Consider the following 10,374-nt stretch of genomic DNA (forward strand, 5'->3'; position numbering starts at 1 on the left):
GTGAACTACACCGTCAGCGAGGCAATGGGAGGGCGGTAGGGGCCGAAAGCCGGAGCCGGGGGCAACGGCGGCGCCGGTGTGTTGGTCAGGGTGGGCGCCGGGGCCGGGGGCGCCGGCAGCACCGCCAGCGGCGACACGAAGCCGTGGCACTGGCAGCAATGGGAAGGCTGGGAGAGGCGTTCCCCGCCGGCGTCGGCATGGGCCAGGGCGTGATCGGCCCCGACGCTCAGCACCGCGTCACCGGCATGGCTGAGCCGGTGTTCGTGCACGCCCACGTCCGCCACCAGCACGTGCAGGCTGGTGAGGCAAAGGAGTGCATAGACGAAAACACGAAAACGGGGCATCGGTACCGGTCACGGCCATTAATCCCGGGCAGTATAGGCACCCCGTCCGGCCACCGCAAATCGCAAACCGCTTGGCAGGGCGAGAGAGCTAGTAGTAAGTTCTTAGTCAGAGGTGAAACATCGGTGAGAAGGCGGTGATTTTGCACGCTTTGGCGCTCATAATATCGCCAGCCCGGGGACAACGATGACAACACAGCCAACAACCACTCCGCACCGGGACGCATAAGGGGGAAGTACCGTGTACCGCATCATGGTCGTGGACGACGAAGACTACATTCTCAAGGCGCTGCGCCGCGTCATGGCGGCCCGCGAGGACTGGGAGGTGGAAACCTTCACCGACCCGGCCCAGGCCCTGCGCCGTGCCCGCACCACCATCTTCGACGCGGTGATCACCGACTACCGCATGCCCGAGGTGGACGGCATCGAGCTGCTGCAGGCGTTCCGCGAGATGCAGCCGGACACCATCCGCATTCTGTTGACCGGCGTGATCGACATCGACACCCTGATGTCCGCCATCAACCAGGCCAGCGCCTTCCGCTTCGTCCCCAAACCGTGGGAAGACGAGCAGCTGATCCAGTGCGTGGAGGAAGGGCTCAAGTTTCGCGACGTGCTGTTGGAGAACAAGATTCTGGCCCAAACCGTGCGCGACCAGCGCGAGGCACTGAAGAGCATGGGCTACGACGGCTGACCAGCCACGCCGGCAAGGGGGTAACGGCGCATGGATTTGTTTCAGGGGTTAACGGGGCCGTTCGCCGGCATGGGCAGCCAGGGGCTGTTTCTGGTGTCGTCCACCCTGATCCTGCTGATCATCGTGTTCTTTCTGTACAAGACCTACCGCGCCTCGATGAGCGTGGAGGCCAAGCTGGCCGAGTTTTCCTCGCTCAGCCAGAGCAGTTTCGGCCGCAAGCTGCGTCTCATCGAGGTCAACGCCGACGAGTACAAACTCAACAAGAAGGTGCTCGGGCCGCTGGCACGCATCATCGATGAATACTGCGTGCTGACCACCGACACCAAGGGCGTGATCACCTTCGCCAACGACAGTTTCCTGACCCTGGGCGGTTTCCAGTTCCGCGACCTGGTGGGCCAGCACGAGAGCATGCACCACCCGGTGGACCACCCGGAGCTGGAGGCGCACTTCATGCGCAGCGATCAGGCCCGCCGTGGCGTTTGGAACGGTGAGGTCTGCTGCCGCTCGAAAAACGGCGACCTGTACTGGGTGAACATGTTCCTGTTTCCGCTCTCGTACATCACCGACGAGGACGACGGCTACATCTACTTCGGCACCGACATCACCCAAATCAAGGCGCAGAACAGCGAGTTGATCCAGGCGGTGCGCGATAAGGAACAGAAGATCAATCAGGTGGAGTCGATGCTGCTGCACTCGGAGAAGATGGCGTCGCTGGGCACTATTTCCGCGGGCATCGCCCACGAGATCAACAGCCCCATCGCTTTCGTGTCCGCCAACCTGCGCCGCTGCGAACAGTATCTGGACGGGCTCGCCTCGGTGATCCAGGGGCTGCGCCGGCGCATCGACCCCCAGCGCTTCGAGCAATTCCTGCAGACCGAAAAATCCCTGACCCTGAACGTGCGGTCCCTGGAAATGGTATTGCAGGACCATCCGGCGCTGATGCGAGAAACCGCCGAGGGCATCGAACGCATCAAGAAGATCATTCGCGACCTCAAGCATTTTTCCTACAATAAGCAGGAGGATTTCGCGCCGGTGGACGTGGCCCGCTGCGTGAACGTGGCCCTGAGCCTGGCCGGCCACGAACTGCGCAACCGGGTCGGCGTGCGCCTGGAGATCGATGCGGACCTGCCCCGGGTGAACGGCTCCGAGAGCCAGCTCTCCCAGGTGTTCATGAACCTGCTGGTGAACGCCGCCCAGGCCATCGAGGGACGCGGCGAGATCGTCATCGACGCCGGCGTCGACGAGCACTGGTACCGGATCTCGGTGAGCGACAACGGCAGCGGCATCGCCGAGGAGCAGCTGTCACAGATCTTCGAGCCGTTCTTCACCACCAAGCCGATCGGCAAGGGCACCGGGCTGGGCCTGTCCATCTCCCAGGACATCATCCTGCGCCACGGCGGCACCCTGACCGTGGAAAGCACCCCCGGCCAGGGCACCCGCTTCGACATCCGCCTGCCGCTGGCGCAGCAGGGCCAGGCCCATGCAGCCTGATCTGCGCTATCACTTCTTGCCGGAAGGGCGTCCGCCGGTGCACGTTACCCTGGCCCTGTCGCCCATCGGGCACGGACTGGCGGTGCCGGACGATTTCGAACCCCCGGCCTGGGCGCGGCTGGAACACCACCAGTGCGCCCATTGTCCCCTGGACCCCGCCGAGCACCGCCACTGCCCGATTGCCCGTAACCTGGCGTTCGCCCTGCCCGAGCGCAATCTGGGCGAGTCGTTCGAGACCCTGCAATTACGGGTGGAAAACGGCCAGCGGGAATACCACGCCCAGACCACCGTGCAACGGGCGCTCAGTTCCCTGTTCGGCCTGGTGTGCGCGCTCAGCGATTGCCCCCACACCCGCTTTCTGCGCCCCATGGCGCTGTTTCATCTGCCGGTGAGCAATGAAACCGAGACCCTCGCCCGCACCGTGGGCTTCTATCTGCTCAGCCGCTATCTGCAGCGCCGCCCGCACCAGGACATGTCCCTGGATCTGGACGATCTGCGCCAGGCCTATCACAACCTGGGCGAACTGAACCGCAGCTTCGTCAACCGGCTGCGCGGCGACGATTCCGACGCGCCGCTCAACGCCATGATCCTGCTGCACGTGCTGTCCAAGGACGTGAACTGGGAGATCGAGGATCAGCTCGATGCCCTGGCCACGCTGTTCGCCCAGGCCACCGGCGACAGCGGCCCGGGAATGCAGTAACGTCCCGTCCATCGTTTGACTCACACGGGACCATAACAATGAAACTGAAGAATGCCGTCGCCTTGATCACCGGTTCGTCCTCCGGCATCGGTGCCGCCACCGCGCGCCTGTTCGCCGAGCAAGGCTGTCATGTGGTGATCAACTACAGCCGCAACGAGGACGGCGCCCGCGCCGTGGCCCGGGACTGCGAGGCCCATGGCGTGCGCGCCCTGGTGGTACAGGCCGACGTGGCCGACGACGCCCAGTGCCGGGCCCTGGTGGACGCCGCCGTGGCGGAGTTCGGCCGTCTCGACGTGCTGGTCAACAACGCCGGCACCACCAAGTTCTGCCCGCACCACGACCTGGACGGCCTGGACAAGGACGACTTCCTGCGCCTCTACGAAGTGAACACCGTGGGGGCCTACCAGATGACCCGTGCCGCCACGCCCGCCCTGCGCGCCGCCGGCCTGGCCCACGTGGTCAACATGGCGTCCATCGCCGGGCTGGCCGGGGTGGGCAGCTCCATCGCCTACGCCGCGTCCAAGGGCGCCCTGCTGACCATGACCAAGTCCCTGGCCCGGGTGCTCGGCCCGGAAGTGCGCGTCAACGCCATCTGCCCGGGTTTCGTGCAGGGCGAGTGGCTGGAGAAGGGCCTGGGCAAGGAGGCCTATGACAAGATGCTGAGCAAGACCAAGGCCGGCGCCGCCCTGCACGACGCCGCCTCTCCGGAGACCGTCGCGCAGGCCGTGCTGGGTCTGGTGATCGGCGGTGATCTGAGCACCGGCGAAGCGCTGCGCGTGGACGGCGGCGCCCACCTGTAAAGCGGTCGGCGGGCCCCTCCGGGCCCGCCCTGTCATCGAATCGTCCGCCATCGGTAAAACAATCATAAACCTCTCCCTTTAGGCTTCCCGAACCTGAAGCCCGGCGTATGCTGTGGCGCGTTCCTCACGTGCACACCGTTAAGGTTCGCGCCGTTTCCGGCCCGCGCCGGTGTCCGACTCCGTGAGTCGCCAAGGAGAGCCCCCATGTCCGTGGTCCTGTCCACACCCGCCGCCAGAGCCCTACCGGCGACGGCGCCACGCCCCGTCAAGGATGACGCTCCGTTCCAGGGCCTGCTCGTGCCCGGCCTGCACGGCAGCGATGAACACCACTGGCAGAGCCGCTGGCGTCAGCACATGCCCTGGCTGCACGAGCTGAAAATGGAAGACTGGCGGCAGCCCGATCCGGCGCTGTGGGAAAGCGCCCTGGAGCGGGCGCTGGCACCACTGCCGGAACCGGCGGTGCTGATCGCGCACAGCTTCGGCTGCCTGGCCTGCGCCGGTTACGCGGCCCGACGCCCGGACCGGGTGGCCGGTTTGCTGCTGGTGGCGCCGGCCTGCCCGGAACCGCTGACGCTGGACGATCCGAGCGGCCCGCTGCCGGTACCGGCCCGGGTGATCGCCAGCACCACCGATCCCTGGATGACCCTGGACGACAGCCGGGCCCTGGCGCGCCGCTGGGGCGCGGCCTTTCGCAATGGCGGCGACCTGGGCCACATCAACACCGCCTCCGGCATCGGCGAGTGGCGCCAGGGGCTGGAGGACCTGCGCTGGCTGCTGACCCAGCGCACCGGCCACGCTTGACCCCGGGGCTACCCCGGGGTTTTATTCTGAGGCCATGAACGGTGTACGACGGGCGATAGGATTACTGGTGCTGATGGGTCTGGGCATATTGCCTCTGGCCATGGGCGCCGCCGTGCCCGCCGCCCACGCCGGCCCGCACCTGGCGGCTCCGGGCGGCCAGCCCGCTTCCGCCTCGCCCTGTGCCGGCGACGACCATCACCACACCACCACCGCCGGGACCTGCGACCACCACGCCGCCCACTGCCATTGCCCGCAGGCCTGCCAGGCCACCGGCGTACCGGCCCAGCCGCCGCGACGGCTCACCACCCGCGCCGACCGCGAACCCTCCGTCACGCGCCCCGCCCCGGCCACGCTCGGCTTCCCCTCCGCGCCCTGGCGCCCTCCATCCTCACGCTTCTGATTGCCGAAAAACGGGCCTCGAAGAGGCCGGACTCAATGCATCAGGAGCTTTGCGATGACTTCAAGCACCCCCTCATGGGGCCGGCGCCGTTTTGTCCAGGGCCTGGCCCTGGGTGGCGCCGCCCTGGGCCTGGGGCTTTCGCCCCGGCAACTGCTGGCCCGCCAGGGCCAGACCGGCGCCGCCGAACTGAACGGCACGGATTTCCGACTCACCCTGGACAGCGCCCCGGTGAACCTCACCGGCCGGCGCCGCCCCGCCACCCTGGTCAATGGCAGCCTGCCGGCCCCCACGCTGCGCTGGCGCGAGGGCGACACCGTCACCCTGACGGTGACCAACCGGCTGCCGGAGACCAGCTCGATCCACTGGCACGGCCTGCTGCTGCCGTTCCAGATGGACGGCGTGCCCGGCCTGTCCTTCGACGGCATCGCCCCCGGCGAGACCTTCACCTACCGGTTCCCGGTGAAGCAGAACGGCACCTACTGGTACCACAGCCATTCCGGTTTCCAGGAGCAGAGCGGCCTGTACGGCGCCATCGTTATCGATCCGGCGGAACCGGAGCCGCATCCGGTGGACCGGGACTATGTGATGGTGCTCTCGGACTGGAGCGACGAATCGCCGGACCACATTTACGCCACCCTCAAGAAGCTCAGCCACTACTACAATTTCAACGAACGCACGGTGTTCGACACCCTGCGCGACTTCCGCGAAAAAGGCGTGGCGCAAACGCTCAAGGACCGGCGCATGTGGAACACCATGCGCATGAGCCAGAGCGACCTGGCCGACGTCACCGGCTACACCTATACCTACCTGCTCAACGGCCACGCGCCCAACGGTAACTGGACCGGCCTGTTCCAGCCCGGCGAGCGGGTTCGGCTGCGTTTTATCAACGCCAGCGCCATGACCTTCTTCGACATCCGTATCCCCGGCCTGGACATGACCGTGGTGGCCATGGACGGCCAGCCGGTGAAGCCGGTGCGCTTCCACGAGTGCCGGCTGGGCGTGGCGGAAACCCTGGACGTGATCGTCACCCCGGAGAAAAAGCAGGCGTTCACCGTGTTCGCGCAGAGCATCGACCGCTCCGGCTTCGCCCGCGGCACCCTGACTCCGGACCCGGCTCTGCGCGCGGAAGTGCCCGCCATGGACAAGCCGCCGCTGCTCGGGCACACGGAAATGGGCATGGGCGCCATGGCCGGCATGGATCATGGCGATATGAACCACCGCGACATGAACCATGACGACATGAACCACGGTTCCATGAGCCACGACACCATGGGGCATGACGACATGGATCACGGCACCTCGCACGGCGCCGCCCACGACCCGGTGCCGCTGGCCACCGTGGCCGGCAACCCGGATCTGGCGCCCCGCCACAGCGCCACCGAGCACCTGGACTCCGAATACGGCCCCGGCGTGGACATGCGCGCCCCGGCGCCGGCGGCGATGCTGGATGACCCGGGCATCGGGCTGCGCGAGCGGGACTGGAAGGTGCTGACCTACGCGGACCTGGAAACCGCCGGCGGCGCCCCGGACAGCCCCCACCCGGACCGCGAGATCGTGCTGCATCTGACCGGCAACATGGACCGCTATATGTGGAGCTTCAACGGCATCAAGTTCGCCGACGCCGTGCCTTTGCAGCTGCATCATGGCGAGCGCGTCCGCATCACCCTGGTCAACGACACCATGATGACCCACCCGATCCACCTGCACGGTCTGTGGAGCGACCTGGAGCTGGGCGAGGGGCGCCTGCTGCGCAAACACACCCTCACCGTGAAACCCGGCGAGAAGCTCAGTTACCTGGTGCGCGCCGACGCCCTCGGCCGCTGGGCCTATCACTGCCACCTGCTCTACCACATGCAGGCGGGCATGTTCCGGGAAGTGCGCGTGGTGGAGGCCGCCGCGCCCGATCACGGCGACCCGCACCACGGCCATCAACACGGGGGGCATCACTCATGAACACCAAAGCACTGACTCCGGCCCTGGCCGTGGCCGGGCTCGCTCTGTGGAGCGGCGCCCACGGCATGGCCATGCAAGAACCGGCTTTCAGCCGGGTGATCATCGACGAGCTGGAAGCCCGCGACGCGGACGAAGGCACCCTGGCGGTGTGGGAGGCCTCGGCCTGGTACGGCGGCGATATCGACAAGCTCTACCTCAGCACCGAAGGCGAGCGCCTGATGGACCAGGGCGGGCACACCGAATCGTTCGAAACCCGCCTGGCCTGGAGCCACGCCTTCGCGCCGTTCTGGGATTGGCAGTTGGGGGCCCGCCGTGACTGGCAACCGGACGACCCCAACCGGGACTGGGCCAGCGTCGGCGTCCAGGGCATCGCGCCTTACCGGTTCGAAACCGACGTCAACCTGTTCATTGGCGAGGAGGGCCTGACCCAACTGCGGCTGGAGACCGAGTACGAGCTGCTGTTCACCCAGAAGCTGATCCTGGTGCCGACTCTGGAAATGAACCTGGCCGGCAAGGCCGACGACGCGCTGAACACCGGCGCCGGCCTGATGGATCTGGAGGCCGGCCTGCGGCTGCGCTACGAGATCCGCCGGGAGTTCGCGCCCTACATCGGCGTGAACTGGGAACGGCGTTTCGGTGACACCGCTTCGCGCACCCGCGACGCTGGCGGCGAGGTGGAGGAGACCACCCTGGTGGCCGGTGTGCGCATCTGGTTCTGACCGGCCGGGCGGCAGGCTCAGTTGGCGTAGCTGTCCGCTTCCAGGCCGCGCAGCTCCTGATTGGTCTGCACGCCCAGGTCCAGGTCGCTGAGACGACCGTCGGCGATGGAGTAGATCCAGCCGTGGATGGTCAGCGGCTGCTCGCGGCGCCAGGCTTCCTGGACCACGGTGGTGTTGGCCACGTTGATCACCTGACGGGTGACGTTCAGCTCGCACATGCGGTCCAGGCGGGCGTTGTCGTCGGGCAGTTCCGCCAGCGCCTTGCGGTTGCGCAGGTAGAGCTCGCGCACCTGGCGCAGCCAGTTGTCGATCAGGCCGTGGGGCTGGTCCTCCATGGCGGCGCGCACGCCGCCGCAACCGTAATGGCCGACCACCATGATGTGTTCCACCTTGAGCACGTCCACGGCGAACTGCAGCACCGACAGCAGGTTCAGGTCGGTGTGGTTGACCAGGTTGGCCACGTTGCGGTGCACGAACAGTTCGCCGGGCATCAGCCCGACGATCTGGTTGGCCGGCACCCGGGAGTCGGCGCAACCGATCCACAGGAAACGCGGACTCTGCTGGTTTTCCAGGGTTTTGAAAAAGCCGGGGGAGTCGAGTTCGATCTGGCGACGCCAGTCGTCGTTTTTCTGGAACAGCTCAGGCAGGGTCTTCAAAGTGGATCTCCGATTGCGACGGCTCAATGATGGCGCAATCAGCCTGAACCGCAATGTGAAAAGTCTTTCTAAAAGTTAGCCGCCGGTCATGTTCATGAAGCGCACCAGCTGCTCGCCCTCGGCCAGGTCGAACTCGTGGCGTTCCGGCTTGATCTCCATGCCCCGGTGCAGGGCATCGATAAGCGGCTGATCGTCGTCCGGGTGGGCGCGCAGAATGGCACGCAGGTCCAGGCTGTGCTCATGACCCAGACACAGCAGCAGGCGCCCCTCGGCGGTGACCCGCACCCGGTTGCAGGCATGGCAGAAGTTATTGGAATGGGGCGAGATAAAGCCCACCCGGCTGTCCGGGTAGCCGTCCGCCCGCCAGTAGCGGGACGGGCCGGCGGTGCCCGCCGCCAGCGGCACCAGCGTGAACCGTTCGGCCAGTTGCTCGCGCAGTTCCTCGGAGGACACGAACGCCTCCTGGCGGCTGTGCTCGCCGATCTGCCCCAGGGGCATCTCCTCGATAAAGGCGATGTCCAGGCCCCGTTGCAGCGCGAAGTCCACCAGATCGGTGACTTCGTCCTCGTTGCGCCCGCGCATGATCACGGTGTTCAGACGCACCCGCCGGAAACCCGCCCGGCGCGCCGCCTCGATGCCCTCCAGCACGTCCTCGAGACGGCCGGTGCGGGTGAGCTCGCGGAAGCGGTCCGGGCGCAGGGAGTCCAGGCTGATGTTGACGCGGGTGACGCCGGCCTCGCGCAGCTCGCCGGCAAAGCGGCCCAGGCGCGCGCCGTTGGTGGTCAGGTTCAGTTCTTCCAGGCCCGGCAGGGCGCCCAGCTCCCGCGCCAGCGCGGTGAAGTTCTTGCGCACCAGCGGCTCGCCGCCGGTGAGGCGGATGCGGCGCACGCCCTGGCTCACCAGCACGCGCCCCAGGCGGGCCATCTCTTCCAGGGTCAGCACCCTGGCCCGGGGCACGAAGGTCATGTCCTCGGCCATGCAGTACACGCAGCGGAAGTCGCAGCGGTCGGTCACCGACAGCCGGACATAATCGATAATGCGTCCAAAACGATCTTCAAGCATGGCGCCATCATGCCAGATTCCGGCGCCCGGTGGGTACGACTGTTGCGGTCATTTCGAGCCAGCGGCCCGGGGCCGGTTGGTCAGCGGCTTGGCCGGGCTGTTACCATGGTGGCCTGAGACGGCGTTGAGCGCCGGTCATTCACACCCGATTCAACCCCAAAGGGGCACGCATGCAAATCGCAGACAACAAGGTAGTGGCCTTCCACTACACGCTGACCAACGAAGCCGGCCAGACCATCGATTCCTCCCGCCAGCGCGAGGAACCGCTGAGCTACCTGCACGGCCACGGCAACATCATTCCGGGCCTGGAAAAAGCCCTGGTCGGCAAAGAAGCCGGCGACAAGCTGGAAGTGAAGGTGGCGCCGGAAGAGGGTTACGGCGAGCGCAACGAAGGTCTGATCCAGCAAGTGCCCACCTCCGCCTTCGAAGGCGCCGGCGGTGAGCTGCAGCCGGGCATGCAATTCCAGGCACAGACCGAAGCCGGCCCGCGCATTTTCACCATCACCGCGGTGGAAGGCGAGGAAGTGACCGTGGACGGCAACCACCCGCTGGCCGGCGAGACCCTGAACTTCGACGTGGAAGTCACCGAAGTGCGTGAAGCCACCGACGAAGAGCAGGAACACGGCCACGTGCACGGCCCGGGCGGCCACGAGCACTGAGCCCCGCTCTCCGCCGACGCGGAGAGTAAAGAAAAGGCCCCGAACGGGCACTGCTGTCCCACAGTTGAAGGGACATAAAGAAAAAGCCTGAACCACCCGGG

The 10,374-nt window shown here is 66.6% G+C and carries 12 protein-coding genes; 9 read left to right on the forward strand and 3 right to left on the reverse strand.

Translation table 11 applies throughout. The features are described 5' to 3' along the window. Positions 1 to 5 precede the first annotated feature (5 nt). A complete protein-coding gene (locus IM760_RS05655; protein ID WP_204427562.1) occupies positions 6 to 344 on the reverse strand; it encodes a hypothetical protein in 339 nt (112 codons plus the stop codon). Between the two features lie 238 nt (positions 345 to 582). Between IM760_RS05655 and IM760_RS05660 the strand changes: the two genes are divergently transcribed. The 8 genes from IM760_RS05660 (at position 583) to IM760_RS05695 (ending at position 7,896) form a co-directional block, all read left to right on the forward strand. Beyond that, positions 583 to 1,032, forward strand: coding sequence for a response regulator (locus IM760_RS05660; protein ID WP_204427563.1), 450 nt, complete (start codon positions 583 to 585; stop codon positions 1,030 to 1,032). A gap of 30 nt (positions 1,033 to 1,062) precedes the next feature. Beyond that, on the forward strand, positions 1,063 to 2,523 hold the full coding sequence (locus IM760_RS05665) for a sensor histidine kinase (RefSeq protein ID WP_204427564.1): 1,461 nt from the start codon (positions 1,063 to 1,065) through the stop codon (positions 2,521 to 2,523). Beyond that, positions 2,513 to 3,223 carry a DUF6901 family protein gene (locus IM760_RS05670; RefSeq protein WP_204427565.1) on the forward strand — a complete coding sequence of 237 codons (711 nt, stop codon included), beginning with the start codon at positions 2,513 to 2,515 and terminating at the stop codon, positions 3,221 to 3,223. The genes IM760_RS05665 and IM760_RS05670 overlap by 11 nt, the downstream gene beginning before the upstream one ends. Positions 3,224 to 3,261: 38 nt before the next feature. Then, complete coding sequence (locus IM760_RS05675; protein ID WP_204427566.1) at positions 3,262 to 4,023, forward strand: SDR family NAD(P)-dependent oxidoreductase; 762 nt, start codon at positions 3,262 to 3,264, stop codon at positions 4,021 to 4,023. Positions 4,024 to 4,227: 204 nt separating this feature from the next. Next, positions 4,228 to 4,824 carry an RBBP9/YdeN family alpha/beta hydrolase gene (locus IM760_RS05680; protein ID WP_204427567.1) on the forward strand — a complete coding sequence of 199 codons (597 nt, stop codon included), beginning with the start codon at positions 4,228 to 4,230 and terminating at the stop codon, positions 4,822 to 4,824. Positions 4,825 to 4,891: 67 nt separating this feature from the next. Then, a complete protein-coding gene (locus IM760_RS05685; protein WP_204427568.1) occupies positions 4,892 to 5,224 on the forward strand; it encodes a hypothetical protein in 333 nt (110 codons plus the stop codon). 54 nt (positions 5,225 to 5,278) lie between these two features. Beyond that, on the forward strand, positions 5,279 to 7,177 hold the full coding sequence (locus tag IM760_RS05690) for a copper resistance system multicopper oxidase (protein WP_204427569.1): 1,899 nt from the start codon (positions 5,279 to 5,281) through the stop codon (positions 7,175 to 7,177). Continuing rightward, on the forward strand, positions 7,174 to 7,896 hold the full coding sequence (locus IM760_RS05695; RefSeq protein ID WP_204427570.1) for a copper resistance protein B: 723 nt from the start codon (positions 7,174 to 7,176) through the stop codon (positions 7,894 to 7,896). The genes IM760_RS05690 and IM760_RS05695 overlap by 4 nt, the downstream gene beginning before the upstream one ends. 17 nt (positions 7,897 to 7,913) lie before the next feature. On the opposite strand, the gene can is transcribed toward IM760_RS05695, so the two are convergent. After that, entirely contained in the window at positions 7,914 to 8,552 is a 639-nt protein-coding gene (can, locus tag IM760_RS05700; RefSeq protein WP_204427571.1) for a carbonate dehydratase, read from the reverse strand. 75 nt (positions 8,553 to 8,627) lie between these two features. Beyond that, a complete protein-coding gene (gene moaA, locus IM760_RS05705; RefSeq protein WP_204427572.1) occupies positions 8,628 to 9,614 on the reverse strand; it encodes a GTP 3',8-cyclase MoaA in 987 nt (328 codons plus the stop codon). A 170-nt stretch (positions 9,615 to 9,784) separates the two neighbouring features. On the opposite strand from moaA, the gene IM760_RS05710 reads away from it, so the two are divergent. Beyond that, complete coding sequence (locus IM760_RS05710) at positions 9,785 to 10,273, forward strand: FKBP-type peptidyl-prolyl cis-trans isomerase (RefSeq protein ID WP_204427573.1); 489 nt, start codon at positions 9,785 to 9,787, stop codon at positions 10,271 to 10,273. Positions 10,274 to 10,374 lie beyond the last annotated feature (101 nt).

This window comes from Alloalcanivorax marinus (assembly GCF_016906305.1).
In the GTDB taxonomy this organism is placed as follows: domain Bacteria; phylum Pseudomonadota; class Gammaproteobacteria; order Pseudomonadales; family Alcanivoracaceae; genus Alloalcanivorax; species Alloalcanivorax marinus.

Coding starts and splice junctions, on each gene's coding strand:
- IM760_RS05655 (WP_204427562.1), bottom strand. CDS start 344: ATGCCCCGTTTTCGTGTTTTCGTCTATGCACTCCTTTGCCTCACCAGC.
- IM760_RS05665 (WP_204427564.1), top strand. CDS start 1,063: ATGGATTTGTTTCAGGGGTTAACGGGGCCGTTCGCCGGCATGGGCAGC.
- IM760_RS05670 (WP_204427565.1), top strand. CDS start 2,513: ATGCAGCCTGATCTGCGCTATCACTTCTTGCCGGAAGGGCGTCCGCCG.
- IM760_RS05675 (WP_204427566.1), top strand. CDS start 3,262: ATGAAACTGAAGAATGCCGTCGCCTTGATCACCGGTTCGTCCTCCGGC.
- IM760_RS05680 (WP_204427567.1), top strand. CDS start 4,228: ATGTCCGTGGTCCTGTCCACACCCGCCGCCAGAGCCCTACCGGCGACG.
- IM760_RS05690 (WP_204427569.1), top strand. CDS start 5,279: ATGACTTCAAGCACCCCCTCATGGGGCCGGCGCCGTTTTGTCCAGGGC.
- IM760_RS05695 (WP_204427570.1), top strand. CDS start 7,174: ATGAACACCAAAGCACTGACTCCGGCCCTGGCCGTGGCCGGGCTCGCT.
- moaA (WP_204427572.1), bottom strand. CDS start 9,614: ATGCTTGAAGATCGTTTTGGACGCATTATCGATTATGTCCGGCTGTCG.
- IM760_RS05710 (WP_204427573.1), top strand. CDS start 9,785: ATGCAAATCGCAGACAACAAGGTAGTGGCCTTCCACTACACGCTGACC.